We start from the raw sequence: 15,911 nt of genomic DNA on the forward strand, positions 1-15,911 counted from the left end.
CAGCCAGTTATGCGCGCGCGCCCTGGAAACCGGTCCGTCTGGCCGCGTTCTGCGGCGTTCTTGCTGAATTGTGAACGGGCAGGGTCGATCAGCGCGTGCGCCGCCGCAGAGTCAGGGACGCGAGCACCAGCGCACCGACCGCGAAGGCGACCACGATCAGCAGCGGCCCGAACACGTCCCACCCGTCGTCACCCGCCGCGACCGCGTTGATCGTGTCGATAGCGTGGCTCAACGGCAGCCAGTCGGAGATCGCGTGCAGCACATCGGGCATCCGGTCGCGCGGCATGAACAGTCCGCCGAGGATGATCTGCGGGAACACCAGCAGGGGCATGAACTGCACGGCCTGGAACTCGGTCTGGGCGAAGGCGCTCGCGAGCAGCCCCAGGGCCGTGCCGAGCAGCGCGTCGACGACCGCCACCAGGCCCAGCTGCCAGAGCGGGCCGTCGACGTCGAGCCCGCACACGCCCACCGCGAACGACACCGTGATGACGGCCTGCAGCAGCGCCATCAGCCCGAAGGCGAGTGCGTAGCCGAGGATGAAGTCGGCTTTGCCGAGCGGCGTCGTCATCAATCGCTCCAGCGTGCCGGACCTGCGCTCGCGCAGCGTCGTGATCGACGTGACGAGGAACATCACGACGAACGGGAAGAGCGCCAGGATCGCGCCGCCGAACTGGTCGAACACCCCGTCCTGATCGCTGAAGAGCCAGGCGAAGAGTCCGACGAGAAGGCTCGGTGCGACGAGCATCAGCGCGATGGATCGTGGGTCGTGCCGCAGCTGCGCGAGCACGCGACCTGCGGTGGCCAGCATCCGACGGCCGTTCACCGCCCCGCCTCCTCGTGGTGATCGCGTGCATCCCTGCGGGATCGACGCGTGTCGCCGTACACCTCGCGGTCACGTTCGATGAGCGCCAGGAACGCGGCCTCCGGGTCGGCGGTGCCGGTGTCCTGCAGGAGGGCCGCGGGAGTCGTGTCGGCGATGATCCGGCCCTCGCGCATCAGCAGCAGACGGTCACAGCGGAGCGCCTCGTCCATGACGTGACTCGACACGATCAGGGTCACCCCCCGATCGGCGAGCTCGCGGAACAGCCCCCAGAGCTCGGCGCGCAGCACGGGATCGAGACCGACGGTCGGCTCATCGAGCACGACCACCTCCGGCGAGCCGATGAGCGCCATCGCGAGCGACACTCGAGTGGCCTGCCCGCCGCTGAGCGAATCGACCAGCTGACCGCTCTGCGGCCCCAACCCGACCTCGTCGATCACGCGGTCGACGTCGGATCTCGGCGCCTTCAGCAGGGCAGCGAAGTAGACGAGGTTCTGTCGCACGCTGAGGTCGCCGTAGACCGCGGCACCCTGGGTCCCGTATGCGACGCGTCGGCGCAGCTGGCGGGATCCACCGGGCTCACCGAGAACCATCACCTCGCCGGACGCGATCTTCTGCACGCCGACGATCGTGCGCATGAGCGTGGTCTTGCCGCACCCCGACGGCCCGAGCAGTCCGGTGATCTGCCCCCGCGGGATCGCGAGGTCGATGCCGTCGAACACGTGCGTGCTTCCCCGCCGCACACGCAGCTGTGAGATCTCGACAGCCGAGTTATTCATCATGTGATGAATTATGCGCCTCGGACCCGAGCACGTCAACGATGCCGACACCCACCGCACAGCTTCGGAGAACCGAAGCGACACACGCGCAATCCTTCGGCGACACCGGCGCGGCGGATGCTGTCTCCGAAGCTGTGCGCGGGCGCGGGGCGGGGGTGCGGCAGCGGCGGGGTGGGGCGGGGGTCAGGCGAAGAGGTAGCGCTGCACCGTGGGGCCGATGCGGGCGACGAGCTCATCGACGGATGCCGCGGCGATGGGCGCGATCTTGAGCACGTAGCGCGTGAGGAGGAGCCCGGCGATCTGCGAGGCGACGAGTGTCGCGCGCAGCTCGGCATCGTCCACTCCCAGCTGCTTCGCGATCCGACCGATCAACTCGCGCGAGAGGAAGCCCGCGAGGAGCGGCGTCGTGAGCCGACTGCCGATCGCCGTGCGCATCAGCATGACACCGCGACGGCGGATGTCGGGCTGTTCGAACGCCTCGAGAACGTAGCGGACGAGGCGCTCGCCGACCTCGTCTCTGGGCCCGCTCACGATGCCGGGGACGTCGATGTCCGGACGGAGCGGGATGCCGACGGCCTCCGCGAACAGGTCGGCCTTGGTGCCGAAGTAGTGGTGCACGAGCGCCGAATCCACGCCGGCGCGCGCGGCGATCGAGCGCACGGTCGCGCCGTCATACCCCTGCTCGCCGAACTCGTCGACGGCCGCCCCGATGATCCGCTCTCGCGAATCGGAACCACCCCGCGGGCGCCCGCGACGACGCAGCGGCTTCTGCTCGGTCATGCCCGCCAGCCTACGACGCCGCCACCACCGCTAGTCGAGGAGGTGCCGAAGGTAGCGATCGGGACTGTCGAGGAACGAGCGCCAGTGGTTCACGATCTCGAGATCGTCCCACTCGGTCGGCCGGATCCCCCAGTCTCCGACCTCGAGGATGCGGGCCCCGGGAAGCGCGGCGAGCACCGGTGAGTGCGTCGCACAGAGCACCTGCCCGCCCTCGTCGGCGATCCGGCGGAGCACCGCGATCAACGCGAGCGTCGAGTTGAACGACAGCGCCGCCTCCGGCTCGTCGAGGCAGTAGAAGCCGGGATCGTCGAAGCGGCTGTCGAGCAGCGCGAGGAAGGACTCTCCGTGGCTCATCTCGTGGAACGGGACGTCAGGCCCGCGGGTCGACGGGTTCTCCTCGAGATAGGTGTAGAACGAGTGCATCGTCTCGGCTCGCAGGAAGAAGCCCCAGCGATTCGCGCCGACGCCGCGCTGCAGACGCAGCCAGTCCGACAGGGGCGACTCCGTCGGGCGGGTGCGATGCCGAGCCTGCCGCGAACCGCCCTCCGGCGACAGACCGTAGGCGATCGCGATGCCCTCGACGATGGTCGACTTGCCGCTGCCGTTCTCTCCCACGAGGAAGGTCACCCCCGGGTCGAGCTCGAGTCCCTCTCGGAGCACCTGCGCGACCGCGGGGATGTTCGTCGGCCAGTCGGCGCCGGCCTCGGGAGCGTCATCGGCAGGCTGCACCGAGACCACGGGCTGCTGCTTTCGTCGACGCGAGGTCGGCAGCCAGAAGTCACCCGTCATGCTCACTCCCCCGGCATCCGCTCACTCAGGGAGACTATTCGCGACTCCCGACAAAGGCGACCCACCCCTTTTCATGCGAGCGGCCCCCGTGAGGGCGCGCACCGAGGTGCCGCTCGTACACAAGGGGAGCGCTCGGCGAGACGGGAGGGGTCAGCACTCGATGACGTTGACCGCGAGGCCGCCCTCGCTGGTCTCCTTGTACTTGGTCGACATATCGGCCCCGGTCTGACGCATCGTCTCGACGACGGCATCCAGCGACACGTAGTGGCTGCCGTCGCCGCGCAGCGCGAGCCGCGCGGCGGTGACCGCAGTCGAGGCGGCGATCGCGTTGCGCTCGATGCACGGGATCTGCACGAGCCCGCCGATCGGGTCGCAGGTGAGGCCGAGGTGGTGCTCCATCGCGATCTCGGCCGCGTTCTCGATCTGGCGGTTCGTGCCGCCCATCACCGCGGTGAGGCCGCCGGCCGCCATCGCGCACGCGGAGCCGACCTCGGCCTGGCATCCGCCCTCCGCCCCCGAGATCGACGCGTTCGCCTTGAAGAGCGATCCGAGAGCCGTCGCCGTCAGCAGGAAACGACGGATGCCGCGGCGGCGGTTCGCCTCCGCGAGGGCGTCGGGGTCGTCGATCGCGCCGACCGCGACCAGCGAGGCCTCCGCGCCGAAGCCGAGGAGGGCGCTGCCGACCAGCTCTCCGTAGGGGGTGACGGCATTGCCGGCTCCGAGCCCGGAGTCGGCCATGAACCGCCACCAGTACATGCCGACCGCCGGGAGGATGCCCGCGGCACCGTTGGTCGGAGCGGTGACGACGCGACCGCCGGCCGCGTTCTCCTCGTTGACGGCCAGAGCGAAGGCACCGAGCCACTCGCCCGGGAGCTCACGGTGCCCGTCGGCTTCGGACTCCTCGAGCTGCGCGCGGATCGTGCCGGCGCGACGCTTCACCTTCAGCATCCCCGGCAGGACGCCGTCGGAATGCAGCCCCGCGTCGACACAGGCGGACATCGCGTTCCAGATCGCATCGAGCCCCGCGGCGACCTCGTCCTCGCTTCGCACCGAGGACTCGTTGAGTCGCGCGAGCTCGGCGATCGACAGCCCGTTCTCGTCGCAGAGGGCGAGCAGCGACGCAGCATCCGTGTACGCGTAGGGGAAGCTGCCGGTCGTGAGCCTCGCCTCCTCACCGTCGCGGCGGATGAAGCCCCCGCCGATCGAGTAGTAGGTGTCTTCGGCGACGACGCCGCCGTCGGCGTCCCACGCGGTGATGGTCATGGCGTTCGGGTGGCCGGGGAGGCGCGTGCGCGGCGCGAAGACGATGTCCTCCTTCGCGAAGGCCACCTCGTGCACGCCGTTCAGCCTCAGCGGCTCGCCGGGCGTGTAGGCGGTCCACGCCGAGCGGACTTCGGCGGGGTCGCATGTCTCCGGCGAGAGCCCGCGGAGCCCGGCGACGACGGCATCCGGTGTGCCGTGGCCGATCCCGGTCGCGCCGAGGGAGCCGTAGAGCGTGCTGCCGATACGGGCGACGCGGTCCAGCGCGCCGCTCGCGTCCAGCCGCTGCGCGAAGGCGAGAGCCGCCCTCATCGGTCCGACCGTATGGGAGCTCGAAGGTCCCACTCCGATGGAGAAGAGGTCGAAGGCCGAGACATACGCAGTCACAGGTCCAGGCTACGCCGCATTCCCGCACTCGGTTCACCCCCGCTGACCTGACGCTCGTCAAGCCCCTTCATCGAGGAGGGGTGACGCGGCATCCTGATCGTGACGACATCGAGAAGGGACGATCATGACCGACAGCACTCCAGAGCAGGGAACGACACCGGCCGTCGACGAGGACACGGTGCACGCCCAGACGCCCGAGCAGGTGCACACGACGGATGACGCCGAATCATCCGGCGAGGCGACGACGCCTGGCGAGGCCGAATCACCCGAGCAGGCAGACCCGGAGGAGATTCCGACCACGGAGCAGCTCGAGGAGCCCAGCACCGAGAAGACCCCCGGCGAGGAGCCGAAGGCCCCGAAGCGCGATGACCCCGAACCCGACCATGAGGCGGTCGGGATCGGGGTCATCGACACGGAAGAGCCGCAGGCCGGCTGAGCCCTTCGACAGGCTCAGGGACCCAGAGGCAGGCTCTTCGACAGGCTCAGGAACCCGGGACGCAGGCTCAGGGATCCGGGGATGGGTCGCTGAGCCTGTCGAAGCGTCGAATCTACTCGACGAGCTTGCCCTCGGTGTCGACCTCGCGCATGAGCTCGGCGATCTCGGCCGGGATCTCCGGGATGGCCTCCCGGGTCACGCCGTCACGCGGGCTCCACACGAGGTTCACCTGCAGCGTCGGGTCGTTGTCGGGGAAGTCGCTGCGGTTGTGGCATCCGCGGGTCTCCCGTCGCTCCAGCGCCGCCTCGAGCGTGGCGCGAGCGGCGAGCGCCGACGCCTTGAGATCGAACGCGTGCGCGAGATCCTGGAATCCGGCGATGTCGGGGTGGATGCCGACGTCCTCCATGCGCCCCTCGATCATGTCGAGGTCGGCGAGCCCCGCGCGCAGCCCGTCCTCCGAGCGCACCACGCCGGCGTACTCGGTCATGAGGTTGCGGATCGCGCGCTGCAGCGCCCGGACGTTCTCGCGGCCGTCGGCGGCGAGGAGATCGGCGATCTCGGCGCGTGCCTGAGCGACCGCCTCCGGCGAGCGCCGCTGTGCATCGAGCCCTGCCGCGTGCGCCATGGCCGCCTGCCCGACGATGCGCCCGTAGACGAGCAGCTCGATGAGCGAGTTGCCGCCCAGGCGGTTCGCGCCGTGCAGTCCGCTCGAGGCCTCGCCGATCGCGTAGAGTCCGTCGACGTCGGTCTGGTGGTCTTCGGGCCGCACCCACACGCCGCCCATCGAGTAGTGCGCCGTGGGGGCGATCTCGATCGGATCGGTCGTGATGTCGAGCATCTGCAGCTCCATCATCGTCTGGTAGACGCGGGGCAGCCGGGTCATGATCGTCTCGCGCGGCAGGTGCGAGACGTCGAGCCAGACGCCGCCGTTCTCGGTGCCGCGTCCCTCCGCGATCTCGGTGTAGGCGGCGAGAGCGACGCGGTCACGCGTCGACAGCTCCATCCGCTCCGGGTCGTACCTCTCCATGAACCGCTCGCCGAGCGCGTTGCGCAGGATGCCGCCCTCACCGCGTGCCGCCTCGGAGATGAGCGTGCCGGCGGCGTTCTCGGGCTCGATGATGCCGGACGGGTGGAACTGCACGAGCTCCGGGTCGCGCAGCCGGGCCCCGGCGTCGACCGCGAGGCGGAACGAGTCGCCGGTGTTCTCATCGCGACGCGACGAGGTGCGACGCCAGATGCGGTTGTGCCCGCCGGCGGCGAGGATGACGGCATCCGCGTGGATCAGGTACCGGGTGCCGTCGGCCTGGTCGAAGCCGTAGGCGCCGAACACGACGTTGTCGCGCACGAGCAGACGCGTGATGTAGACGTGGTCGAGGATCGGCACCTCGAGCTGCTCGGCCTTGCGCACGAGCGTGCGCTGGATCTCGAGGCCCGTGTAGTCGCCGGCGAAGGCCGTGCGACGGAAGGTGTGGGCGCCGAAGAAACGCTGCGAGATGCGGCCGTCGTCCTCGCGCGCGAAGTCCATGCCCCAGCGCTCGAGATCGCGGATGCCGCGCTCGGCGCCCTGCGTCACGATCTCGACCGTGTGCGGATTGGCGAGGAGGTAGCTCTCCTTGATCGTGTCGGCCGCGTGCTGCTGCCAGCTGTCATCGGCATCCATGGTGCCGAGCGCGGCGTTGATGCCGCCGGCGGCGAGGGAGGTGTGGGCATCCTGTCGGGGGCGTTTGCCGACGGCGAGGACGTCGATGCCGTGTTCGGCGACCTCGATCGCCGCCCGCAGCCCGGAACCACCGGTCCCGATGACCAGGACGGTGGTGGAGATCTGACGTTCGCGTGTACTCATGCATTTCACGCTAGTTAGGCGATCCTAATAACTCCAATGCATAGTTCGACTTCGAACCATGCAGGTAGGCTATGGTCATGAACCTCGAGCAACTGCGCGGGTTCGTCGAAGTCGCCCGGCTCGGCCACTTCACCCGCGCCTCCGAGCACCTGCATCTGGCACAGCCGTCGTTGAGCCGCCAGATCTCGACGCTCGAGCGCGAGCTGGGGGCCGAGCTGTTCCATCGCGCACGCGGTCACATCGCTCTCACCTCCGCCGGAGAGACGCTGCTCCCCCGCGCTCAGCGGATGCTCGCCGAGGCCGAGGCCATCCGCGAGGAGATGGACGAGCTGCAGGGCCTGCGCCGCGGGCGCGTGCGACTGGGGGCTCCTCCGACGCTGTGCATCAGTCTCGTGGCCGAGGCGATCAGCGTCTTCCACTCCGCGCACCCCGACGTCGATCTGCACCTCATCGAGAGCGGCTCTCGCCTTCTCGTGGAGCAGCTCGCCGTCGGCGCCGTCGACATCGCGCTGATCACCGAATCGGACGGACCGCCGCCATCGGGGTTCAGTCTCACGCGCACACCGCTGCTCACCGAGGAGCTCGTCGTCGTCTCTGCGGCATCCCGGCCACCGGTGGCGGTGACACCTGCGATCGGACTCGAGCATCTCGCCACCCTCCCGCTGATCGCGCTCGACGAGACCTACGAGCTGCGCGCCACGACCGACGCCGCCTTCCGCTCCGTGGGGCTCACGCCGACGCATGTGCTGGAGGGCGCCGAGATGGACGCCGTGCTGCGCTTCGTCGAGCGCGGGCTCGGCGTCGCGGTGGTGCCGGCGATGGTGCTGCTCGACCAGCCGGCGCTGCGATCGGTGCGGCTGACGCATCCGATGATGACGCGGATCGTGAGCCTCGCCCACCGATCGGACGTGACGCCGGCCGTCGCCGTGGCCGCCATGCGGAAGGTCATCCTCTCGACCGCCGCCGAGGTCGCCCGCCGCGACCCGGCGATCACGAGCCTGCTCTGACGCGGTGCGGCTCATCCTCCCGAGGTATCGGGTTCCACCCCGAGGATGACGACCCGCGCAGGCGCCGGCTCCTAGCGTGGAATACATGCCCTGGCTCGACATCGCGGTGGCCGTCGGCCTCATCGCCACCCTCCTCACCGCGCTCACGACACGCAAGCGCTCCCTCACTCCGGTCTCGGTTGTCGGCGGTGCGGCGTTCATCCTTCTCGGCGTCGCGTGGTGGGTGGAGGGCGACCGCTGGCAGGTCATCGCTCTGACCGTCTGCGGTGCGCTCGTCGCCGGTCTCGCCGTGTGGGCGCGGTCCGGCCGGCTCACGGTGCTGTCCCGTGCGGCATCCGTCGTCGTCGTGGCCGCGCTCGTCATCGTCGCCGGTGCCGCGTGGGGACTGCCACCGCTGCGGGTGCCCGTGCCGTCCGGCCCGCAGGCCGTGGGTGTGGGGTCGACGGTGTGGATAGACGACAGCCGCGATGCGCGCGGCGGCGACGGGGGCGAAGGCGAATCCCGATCGATCCCGGCCACGGTCTGGTACCCGGCCTCCGCCTCGGGCGAGGCCGCCGCCTACCTCCCCGATCGAGGACGAGTGGATGAGCTCACCGGCGGCCTGGCCGCCCAGTACGGCATGCCCGCCCTGATGTTCGACGGCGTCGCCCGCGCTCGCGCCAACGCCACCGAGGATGCCCCTCCGACCGACGGCCGCTTCCCCGTGGTCATCGCATCACCGGGCTCGGGGAGCACCCGATGGCTGATGACCTCGTGGGCGGAGGAGCTCGCGAGCCACGGCATCATCGTCGTGGCGCTCGATCACCCCTACGACTCGGCATCCGCCGAGCTGGCCGACGGCTCGACGGCCGACAGCGAGCTCGTCGCGACCGGAGATGACGAGCATGACCAGGCCGCAGCCGACGCCGCGGCGGCGATCCGCGCGCAGGACATCAGCGCGGTCATCGACCGGATCGATCGAGGAGATGCCGGGCTCCCGGCGCTCGACCATGCGGATCCGTCGCTCATCATCGCAGCCGGGCATTCGCTCGGCGGCGCCGCTGCGGTCGAGGCCGCGCGGATGGACGATCGGATCCGGGGCGTGATCGACATCGACGGGATGCCGCGATCCCCCGCCGGCACGGACCTCGGCCGTCCCGTGGTCTTCCTCGTCGCGGGAGACAGCGACCCCAACCCGGAGTACGAGACCGCGGTGAACGGCTTCCTCGCGCACGGGGATGCGGAGCGCGTGACGCTCGACGGCGTCGCCCATCTCGGCTTCGTCGATGCGGGACTGATCCTCGCTCCGCTGCCGACCATCACCGGGATCCGGGGGCCGGAGGGTCCGCGTCTCTCGGCGCAGGCGACGCTGGCCCTGGTGGATGCCGTGACCTCGGATGCACCCCTCGACCAGAAGGCGCTCAGCGGGATCGGCGTCGTGGGCTGATGAGCGGGTCGGGAGCACCGCCCGGTCGCACGCGAGACCCCGGACGAAGCAGAGACCCCGTCGCTTTCGCGACGGGGTCTCTGTCACTGTCTCAACACAGTGTGCGCCCGAAGGGACTCGAACCCCTAACCTTCTGATCCGTAGTCAGATGCTCTATCCATTGAGCTACGGGCGCATGACTCGCGCTGCGGTGAAGCTCAGCGGGCCGACGATAAGCCTACAACAGTCCCGACGCGAAAGCGAAACGAGGCCTCACTCGGACGCAGCGTCGGCCGTCTCCTGCTTCTTGCGGCGCTTCGCCCGTGCACGCTGCTCGGACGACAGTGCCTGAAGGTCGACGAGACGGAGCGCCTGCATGCGCGCCTCGCGCATCTTGCCGTACTCCGGATCCTGGTCAGGACGCATGCCCTCCACCCGCAGTCGGCGGTCGAGGTTGTGCCGCACGTCGGCCCAGGCCGCCTCGCGCGCCTCTTCCACGATGACGCTCAGCCGCTGCCGGTCCTGCATGATCTCGCGCAGCTTCACGGCGACGCCGGTGGACTGCTTGGCCCGTCGGCGGAGGTTGCGCACATCGCGGTCGCGGTAGTCGTGGGTGCCGTGCGGATCGGAGTGACGACCGCGAGCGCGCTTGCGCAGGGCGGTCACGTTCGCGGCGGCCTCTTCGGCCTCGGCGGCCATCGCCCCGAGCGCCTCCCTGGCATCGGCGATGTACTTGTCGGTGTCGAAGACGCCGTCCTCGGCGATGGTGCCGACGAGGATGTGGTTCTTCACGGCGAGGCGCGCGGCAGCGGTCGCGATCGCAACGCCTTCGGCGATGGCATCCGCTGTTCGTCCCACCGCGACCTCCTCTCCTCGAGCGTACCGGTATGCCGCCGGAGCGGTGTGGGTGAGAATGGGTACCGGTTCAGCATCCCCCATCGGTCCGACATTCGCCCGGTGCGACCCGTGACGCGTCCGCAGGAGGCCGCATGAAGCATCTCGACCTGGTCGGCAGCACCACCGTGATCACGGGGGCGGCGAACGGCATGGGTGCAGACATCGCCCGACTCCTCGCGGCCCGCGGAGCGCATCTCGCGCTGATCGACCACGACGCGGCGGCCCTGTCGGCGCTGGCCGACGGGCTGCGCGGGTCCACGGTCACGACGCACGTCATCGACCTCCGCGACGATGACGCCGTGTTCGCCGGCGTCGCGGAGATCACGGGCGTGCACCCGCGCATCAACGCGCTGATCACCTGCGCCGGCTCGTCGATGCTGGGCACCCTCGACCAGCTCACGATGGAGGAGATGCGCTGGCTCACCGACGTCAACCTCTGGGGAACGGTCTCGGTCACCAAGGCACTGCTCCCGGCGCTGCGCGCAGCCCCCGCCGCGCACATCACCCACCTCGCCAGCGTCTACGCCCTGGCTGCTCCCGCGGGACGGATCCCCTACGCGATGAGCAAGTTCGCGGTGCGGGCGTTCTCCGAGGCGCTGCGGCACGAGCTCGAGGGCAGCACGGTCTCGGTCGGCGCGGTGTATCCCGCCGGCGTGCGCACCGGGATCATCCTGCACGGCCGCTACGCCGCGGCGATCGATCCCGATGTCGCCGCGCGAGCCGCCGCCGCGCAGGCGGCGATGTACCACACCGAGCCCACGGATGCCGCGGCCCGGATCATCCGCGCGACGGAGCGCCGCGCGGCGCGCACGATGGTCGGGCGCGAGGCCCGCCTGATCGACGTGCTGGTGCGCGCCACGCCGTCGGGCTACTGGCGGGCGATGCGCCGGCCCCTGCGCGCGGCGATCGACACGACGACGCCCGTCGCCTGACCGCGCGACAGAGCGGTCACTGGACCGCGCCGACCCAGATCCCGGATGCCCAGGCCTGCTGATCGCCGTCGCAGCCGACCGAGCCCGGATAGCCGCGGACCACGGCCATGCAGTTCGCCAGGAACTCGGGATCGGACCCGAACATCGAGTCGTACGCCGACGACGAGGTCAGGGAGCCCCAGACGCGGAACTGGTAGATGTGCGCGAGCTCGTGCGCCATCGCCCAGTTCAACCGCCCCTCGTCCCAGTCGGCGACATCGGCGCGGTACTTGATGTACCCGTTGCTGTTCGCACAGGCCGGCGCGCTCCCACCGGCGCAGGACGACGACTCGTAGAGACCCACACCCGCACCCCCGACGCGGTCGAGAGCCGCGCGCACCCTGGCGTAGCCGCCCGGACCGCTCGTCGCCCACGGGGGGCCGTCGGGGCCGGCATACTGCGCGGCCTGGACCGACTCCCAGCTCGCCACCTCGGAGCCGACCTTGGCGGTCAGTGCGTGGATCGTCGCCGTCGCCGCCACCACGGTGGCGGGATCCGCCTTCTCCGCGAGGACCGTCTGCTGTGTCGAGAGCGCCGACGCGAGATGCGTCGCGGTGTCGACCTTCCCCTGCGCCCCGTCGAGCGCCGCGCTCAACCCCGCGAGCTCGGTGACGAATGCCGGGCGCACCTCCAGCACGGCAGCACGATCCTCCGCGTCCTGCTCGGCCCGGTCGACGGCGCCTTCGAGGTAGTCGGTGCGCTGCGCGGCGGAGTGCGACTGGGCTGCCAGCGCGCGGAGCTCAGCGACGGCCTCCGCCCGCTCCTGGTCGAGTCCGGCGGCGCGCGCCGCGATGCCGGCGCAGAGCAGGATCGCGGACACGACCATGACCGCCAGCATCCGGCGCATTACTTCAGGAATCCGGTGGTGTCGGCGAGCTTGGCGTCCTGTTCGGCGATCTGAGAGCGCAACGTCGTGAGCTTCTCGGCCAGCTCGAGGTTCTCGCCGCGCGACGCATCGAGCTCCTGCTCGACCTGCTCGATCTGCGCCTTCACCTCGGCGACGGCCGAGGCGCGCTCCTGATCGGCGACCATCACGACGACGGCTCCGCCGACCAGCAGCAGGCTTCCGACGACGACAGCAAGATTCCGCATCTCGCTCCCCAGGGCAATCGCGACAGCTCCGGAACCGTTCCGATGTGCCCAATATACAACTGGGGCGCGGGCCGACCCACCCGTCGCCGCTCGCGCGTCGCCGGGTCAGATCACGACGTCGTTGTCCGCGAGCCGCAGCTGGGCCGCCAGCTGGCCGCTCGCGAGATGCTCGGGGACGATGCGGCGCAGCGCATCCGTGTCGCGGGCGCTGATGGCCTCGAGGATCGCGCGGTGCTCGGCCGCCATCGCCAGCAGATCGTCGTGCTGCCCGAACAGCCAGCGCAGACGTGTCGCGAAGACGTCGATCAGTTCGCACAGCATGTCGTTCCCGGCGAGGACGGCCGCGACCTCGTGGAACTCCCCCGCCGCCATCCGGGCGGCCTCCGCGTCACCAGCCTGCGCGGCGGCGAGCTCCCGCTCGTACACGTCTCGGAGTCGCACGATGCCGGCTTCATCATGTCGCTCGGCCGCGAACACGAAGATGAGCGTCTCGACGGACTCGCGCACCTCGGCGAAGTCCCTGATGTCGCGCTGCGTGAATTCCCGCACGACGGCCCAGCTGCGCGGTCGCGCGACGACGACACCCTCTGAGACCAGCGTGCGGATGGCCTCACGCACCGGGAGGCGCGAGACATCGAGCTCGGCCGCGATGTCCCGTTCGACGAGTCGCGATCCCGGAAGTCGTCGACCCAGGACGATGTCGTCGCGCAGAATACGCGTCACCCTCACCGACTCCAGTTCGCCGGTCGCCCCCGCCGCCGTCATGTCCGCATTCTCTCACCTGGACGACGGTTCACCAACTTTTGGTATCCCAACCGTGACGGGAGGGGACACCGAGCGGCGGGGCCGCCGTTCAGGGCAGGCGGTTCGCGATCGCGAGGTTGGCCTCGAGCTCCTCGGCGTTCTGCCGCACGACGTACGCCGGACGGTCGCGCTCGACGCGCCAGGATTCGCTGAGCGGTCCGACGTTGACGGTGTCGAACCCGGCCTGGTCGTAGAAGCGCGTGACGAAGGCCACGGCCTCGGCATCGTCACCCGCGGTGGCGAGCGCCCGGCGGTCGGGGGTGCCGGCCGGGGTCCCCTCGCTCGTGATCGCGGCGGCGTAGATGTGGTTGAACGCCTTGGCGATCCTCGAGGTGGGAAGCTGGCGCTGCAGCAGCTCCGACGTCGTCGTCTCGCCCTTGTCGAGCGCCTCGATGTGGCCGTCCCGCTCGAAGTAGTAGTTGTTGGTGTCGAGGACGATCTTGCCTGCCAGCTCCTCGACCGGCAGGCGATCGATCGCGTGCAGGGGCACCGTCACGACGACGGCATCGCCGGCCGTCGCCGCCTCTGCCGCGGTGGCCGCGGTCGCCCGCGGTCCGAGCTCTGCGACGAGGTCGGCGAGAGTCTCCGGGCCGCGCGAGTTGGCGATCACCACGTCGTAGTCGTTCGCCACCGCGACCCGCGCGACCTGGCTGCCGATGTGTCCTGCACCGATGATTCCGAGAGTTGTCATGCTCGGGGCAACGCCGCAGCGCCGGGGCTATTCCCGGACGTGACGCCGTATGACCACGTCCCGCGCGGAGTCAGCTCCGCGTCAGCGCGTCCTCGGCGGCGACCCAGGCGAGCATCGCGCACTTGACCCTGGCCACGTACTTCGAGACCCCGCCGAGCGCGGCCGCGTCGCCCAGCAGCTCCTCGTCGGGCTCGATCTTCCCCCGCGAGCGCATGGCCTCGCGGAACGCCGCGATCCGGACCTCGAGCTGCTCGACCGAGAGACCCTCCGCGAGTTCGGCGAGCAGAGAGGCGGAGGCCTGCGAGATCGCGCAGCCGTGCCCCTCCCAGGCGATCGCCTCGACGGTCCCGTCGGCGGCGCGGTGCACCTGCAGGGTCACCTCATCCCCGCACGTCGGGTTCACCTGATGCGACTGCGCGGGGATCTCGTCACGCAGCCCGTACCCGTGCGGCGTGCGGGAATGGTCGAGGATCAGCTCCTGGTACAGATTCTGCAGATCGCTCATGCGCCCCTCCGGAAGAAGTCGATCGCGCCGGCGACGCCGTCGATCACCGCGTCGACCTCGGCATCCGTCGTGTAGAGATAGGTGCTCGCCCGCGTCGACGAGGTGACGCCGAGGCGGCGATGCAGCGGCTGGGCGCAGTGGTGCCCGACGCGCACGGCGATGCCGAGGTCGTCGAGGTACTGGCCCACGTCGTGCGAGTGGATGCCGGCGACATCGAAGCTCGCGAGCCCGACCCGCGGCAGATCGATGCCGGCGCCGAGGACGCGCACGCCGTCGATCGCGGCGAGTCCGTCGACGAGTCGCCGACCGAACGCCGCCTCATGGGCCGCGATGCGCGGCATCCCGACAGCCGTCAGGTAGTCCACCGCGGCGGCGAGCGCGATCGCCTGCGAGACGCGCTGCGTTCCGGCCTCGAACCGCTGCGGCGGCGGAAGGTACTCGGCCTCGGTCGTGGTGACGGTGGTGATCATCGAGCCGCCGGTGAGGAACGGCGGCATGGCCTCCAGCAGCGCACGCCGACCGTACAGCGCGCCGATGCCCGTGGGGCCGAGCATCTTGTGGCCGGAGAGCACGGCGAAGTCGACGTCGAGCGCGCGCACGTCGAGAGGCAGATGCGGGGCCGACTGGCAGGCGTCGAGCAGAGTCAGCGCTCCGACCCCCCGGGCGAGCGCGACGAGCTGATCGACCGGATTGATCACGCCGAGCACGTTCGAGACGTGCGTGAACGCGACGAGCTTCGTGCGCTCCGTGATGAGGTCGGCCGCGACGTCGAGGCGGAGGGCGCCGTCGTCATCCAGCGGGATCACCCGGAGCGTCGCACCGGTGCGGGCGGCGAGCTCCTGCCACGGGATGAGGTTGGCGTGGTGCTCCATCTCGGTCGTGACGATCTCGTCGCCCTCGCGGAGACGCAGTCGTCCGGCCGCCGCTCCCCCGCGGCCGACGGACGCGTTCGACAGCGAGTAGGCCACCAGGTTGATCGCCTCGGTGGCATTCGAGGTCCAGACGATCTCATCGTCGTCGGCGCCCACGAAGTGCGCCACCGTGCTGCGGGCGTCCTCGAAGAGCTCGGTCGCCTCGGCGGCCAGGGTGTGAGCGCCGCGGTGCACGGCGGAGTTCATGGTCGTCGCGAACGCGCGCTCGGCATCCAGGACGGCGAGCGGCCGCTGCGAGGTCGCCCCCGAATCCAGATAGGCGAGCGGATGCCCCTGCACCTGCGTCTGCAGGATCGGGAAGTCCTCGCGGATGCGGCGGACCTCGGCCTCGCTCAGAGGGGCGATCACGTCGACTGCGGGCGAATTACTCATCGTTCCAGTTTCCCACCTGACGGCGCGGACGGGGCGATGTCACAGATCCGAGAGTTGTCCGGTCACAGCTGGTGTCACGGATCCGACCGCTGTCCGGTCGCAGCTGGAGACAGGTGCGTGCGCGACGGCGCGCGTACGATG

Annotated in this window: 17 protein-coding genes and 1 tRNA gene; 4 read left to right on the forward strand and 14 right to left on the reverse strand. The window is 70.3% G+C overall.

The annotated features are described in order from the left end of the window. Nucleotides 1–88: 88 nt before the first annotated feature. The 5 genes from MRBLWH11_RS00390 to MRBLWH11_RS00410 form a co-directional block, all read right to left on the reverse strand. The gene (locus MRBLWH11_RS00390; protein WP_207769912.1) at nt 89–823 is read right to left on the reverse strand and encodes an ABC transporter permease; all 735 of its coding nucleotides are present in this window, start codon (nt 821–823) and stop codon (nt 89–91) included. Beyond that, nucleotides 820–1,602: an ABC transporter ATP-binding protein gene (locus tag MRBLWH11_RS00395; RefSeq protein ID WP_207769911.1), complete on the reverse strand. Its 783-nt coding sequence runs from the start codon at nt 1,600–1,602 to the stop codon at nt 820–822. Before MRBLWH11_RS00395 ends, MRBLWH11_RS00390 begins: the two co-directional genes overlap by 4 nt. A 180-nt stretch (nt 1,603–1,782) precedes the next feature. Next, nucleotides 1,783–2,379 (reverse strand): TetR family transcriptional regulator, encoded by a 597-nt coding sequence (locus MRBLWH11_RS00400; RefSeq protein ID WP_341946316.1) that lies wholly within the window; start codon nt 2,377–2,379, stop codon nt 1,783–1,785. Between the two features lie 30 nt (nt 2,380–2,409). Continuing rightward, nucleotides 2,410–3,168: an AAA family ATPase gene (locus tag MRBLWH11_RS00405; RefSeq protein ID WP_341946317.1), complete on the reverse strand. Its 759-nt coding sequence runs from the start codon at nt 3,166–3,168 to the stop codon at nt 2,410–2,412. Nucleotides 3,169–3,318: 150 nt separating this feature from the next. Continuing rightward, nucleotides 3,319–4,815, reverse strand: a complete 1,497-nt coding sequence (locus MRBLWH11_RS00410) for an L-serine ammonia-lyase, iron-sulfur-dependent, subunit alpha (RefSeq protein WP_341946318.1) — start codon at nt 4,813–4,815, stop codon at nt 3,319–3,321. Between the two features lie 124 nt (nt 4,816–4,939). Here MRBLWH11_RS00410 and MRBLWH11_RS00415 point away from each other — a divergent pair, with 124 nt between their 5' ends. Next, nucleotides 4,940–5,251, forward strand: a complete 312-nt coding sequence (locus MRBLWH11_RS00415) for a hypothetical protein (protein ID WP_341946319.1) — start codon at nt 4,940–4,942, stop codon at nt 5,249–5,251. Between the two features lie 112 nt (nt 5,252–5,363). Here MRBLWH11_RS00415 and MRBLWH11_RS00420 read toward each other — a convergent pair whose 3' ends face one another. After that, entirely contained in the window at nt 5,364–7,094 is a 1,731-nt protein-coding gene (locus MRBLWH11_RS00420) for an FAD-binding protein (protein ID WP_116634319.1), read from the reverse strand. 77 nt (nt 7,095–7,171) lie between these two features. Here MRBLWH11_RS00420 and MRBLWH11_RS00425 point away from each other — a divergent pair, with 77 nt between their 5' ends. Beyond that, complete coding sequence (locus MRBLWH11_RS00425; protein ID WP_165808004.1) at nt 7,172–8,101, forward strand: LysR family transcriptional regulator; 930 nt, start codon at nt 7,172–7,174, stop codon at nt 8,099–8,101. Nucleotides 8,102–8,186: 85 nt separating this feature from the next. Then, nucleotides 8,187–9,527 carry a hypothetical protein gene (locus MRBLWH11_RS00430; protein ID WP_341946320.1) on the forward strand — a complete coding sequence of 447 codons (1,341 nt, stop codon included), beginning with the start codon at nt 8,187–8,189 and terminating at the stop codon, nt 9,525–9,527. Between the two features lie 102 nt (nt 9,528–9,629). Here the strand turns inward: MRBLWH11_RS00430 and MRBLWH11_RS00435 are convergent. Together MRBLWH11_RS00435 and MRBLWH11_RS00440 are read right to left on the reverse strand one after the other, a co-directional pair. Beyond that, nucleotides 9,630–9,702: transfer RNA gene (locus MRBLWH11_RS00435), tRNA-Arg, on the reverse strand. 77 nt (nt 9,703–9,779) lie between these two features. Then, the gene (locus tag MRBLWH11_RS00440; protein WP_116634316.1) at nt 9,780–10,364 is read right to left on the reverse strand and encodes an asparagine synthase; all 585 of its coding nucleotides are present in this window, start codon (nt 10,362–10,364) and stop codon (nt 9,780–9,782) included. A 131-nt stretch (nt 10,365–10,495) separates the two neighbouring features. Between MRBLWH11_RS00440 and MRBLWH11_RS00445 the strand changes: the two genes are divergently transcribed. Beyond that, a complete protein-coding gene (locus MRBLWH11_RS00445; RefSeq protein ID WP_341946321.1) occupies nt 10,496–11,335 on the forward strand; it encodes an SDR family oxidoreductase in 840 nt (279 codons plus the stop codon). 16 nt (nt 11,336–11,351) lie between these two features. On the opposite strand, the gene MRBLWH11_RS00450 is transcribed toward MRBLWH11_RS00445, so the two are convergent. The 6 genes from MRBLWH11_RS00450 to MRBLWH11_RS00475 form a co-directional block, all read right to left on the reverse strand. Then, a complete protein-coding gene (locus MRBLWH11_RS00450) occupies nt 11,352–12,200 on the reverse strand; it encodes a hypothetical protein (protein ID WP_243408828.1) in 849 nt (282 codons plus the stop codon). A 20-nt stretch (nt 12,201–12,220) separates the two neighbouring features. Further along, on the reverse strand, nt 12,221–12,466 hold the full coding sequence (locus tag MRBLWH11_RS00455; protein ID WP_116634313.1) for a hypothetical protein: 246 nt from the start codon (nt 12,464–12,466) through the stop codon (nt 12,221–12,223). A 105-nt stretch (nt 12,467–12,571) separates the two neighbouring features. Then, the gene (locus tag MRBLWH11_RS00460; RefSeq protein WP_116634312.1) at nt 12,572–13,231 is read right to left on the reverse strand and encodes a GntR family transcriptional regulator; all 660 of its coding nucleotides are present in this window, start codon (nt 13,229–13,231) and stop codon (nt 12,572–12,574) included. An 88-nt stretch (nt 13,232–13,319) separates the two neighbouring features. Further along, nucleotides 13,320–13,961 (reverse strand): NAD(P)-binding domain-containing protein, encoded by a 642-nt coding sequence (locus MRBLWH11_RS00465; RefSeq protein WP_341946322.1) that lies wholly within the window; start codon nt 13,959–13,961, stop codon nt 13,320–13,322. A gap of 70 nt (nt 13,962–14,031) precedes the next feature. Beyond that, nucleotides 14,032–14,466, reverse strand: coding sequence for a Fe-S cluster assembly sulfur transfer protein SufU (gene sufU / locus MRBLWH11_RS00470; protein WP_341946323.1), 435 nt, complete (start codon nt 14,464–14,466; stop codon nt 14,032–14,034). Then, on the reverse strand, nt 14,463–15,770 hold the full coding sequence (locus tag MRBLWH11_RS00475; protein ID WP_341946324.1) for a SufS family cysteine desulfurase: 1,308 nt from the start codon (nt 15,768–15,770) through the stop codon (nt 14,463–14,465). Before MRBLWH11_RS00475 ends, sufU begins: the two co-directional genes overlap by 4 nt. Nucleotides 15,771–15,911 lie beyond the last annotated feature (141 nt).

The organism is Microbacterium sp. LWH11-1.2 (assembly GCF_038397745.1).
In the GTDB taxonomy this organism is placed as follows: Bacteria; Actinomycetota; Actinomycetes; order Actinomycetales; family Microbacteriaceae; genus Microbacterium.

What these genes read in the sequence shown, in the direction of transcription:
- MRBLWH11_RS00395 (WP_207769911.1), bottom strand. Translation starts at nt 1,602, where the DNA reads ATGATGAATAACTCGGCTGTCGAGATCTCACAGCTGCGTGTGCGGCGG.
- MRBLWH11_RS00400 (WP_341946316.1), bottom strand. Translation starts at nt 2,379, where the DNA reads ATGACCGAGCAGAAGCCGCTGCGTCGTCGCGGGCGCCCGCGGGGTGGT.
- MRBLWH11_RS00405 (WP_341946317.1), bottom strand. Translation starts at nt 3,168, where the DNA reads ATGACGGGTGACTTCTGGCTGCCGACCTCGCGTCGACGAAAGCAGCAG.
- MRBLWH11_RS00415 (WP_341946319.1), top strand. Translation starts at nt 4,940, where the DNA reads ATGACCGACAGCACTCCAGAGCAGGGAACGACACCGGCCGTCGACGAG.
- MRBLWH11_RS00420 (WP_116634319.1), bottom strand. Translation starts at nt 7,094, where the DNA reads ATGAGTACACGCGAACGTCAGATCTCCACCACCGTCCTGGTCATCGGG.
- MRBLWH11_RS00425 (WP_165808004.1), top strand. Translation starts at nt 7,172, where the DNA reads ATGAACCTCGAGCAACTGCGCGGGTTCGTCGAAGTCGCCCGGCTCGGC.
- MRBLWH11_RS00430 (WP_341946320.1), top strand. Translation starts at nt 8,187, where the DNA reads ATGCCCTGGCTCGACATCGCGGTGGCCGTCGGCCTCATCGCCACCCTC.
- MRBLWH11_RS00445 (WP_341946321.1), top strand. Translation starts at nt 10,496, where the DNA reads ATGAAGCATCTCGACCTGGTCGGCAGCACCACCGTGATCACGGGGGCG.
- MRBLWH11_RS00450 (WP_243408828.1), bottom strand. Translation starts at nt 12,200, where the DNA reads ATGGTCGTGTCCGCGATCCTGCTCTGCGCCGGCATCGCGGCGCGCGCC.
- MRBLWH11_RS00455 (WP_116634313.1), bottom strand. Translation starts at nt 12,466, where the DNA reads ATGCGGAATCTTGCTGTCGTCGTCGGAAGCCTGCTGCTGGTCGGCGGA.
- MRBLWH11_RS00460 (WP_116634312.1), bottom strand. Translation starts at nt 13,231, where the DNA reads ATGACGGCGGCGGGGGCGACCGGCGAACTGGAGTCGGTGAGGGTGACG.
- MRBLWH11_RS00465 (WP_341946322.1), bottom strand. Translation starts at nt 13,961, where the DNA reads ATGACAACTCTCGGAATCATCGGTGCAGGACACATCGGCAGCCAGGTC.
- sufU (WP_341946323.1), bottom strand. Translation starts at nt 14,466, where the DNA reads ATGAGCGATCTGCAGAATCTGTACCAGGAGCTGATCCTCGACCATTCC.
- MRBLWH11_RS00475 (WP_341946324.1), bottom strand. Translation starts at nt 15,770, where the DNA reads ATGAGTAATTCGCCCGCAGTCGACGTGATCGCCCCTCTGAGCGAGGCC.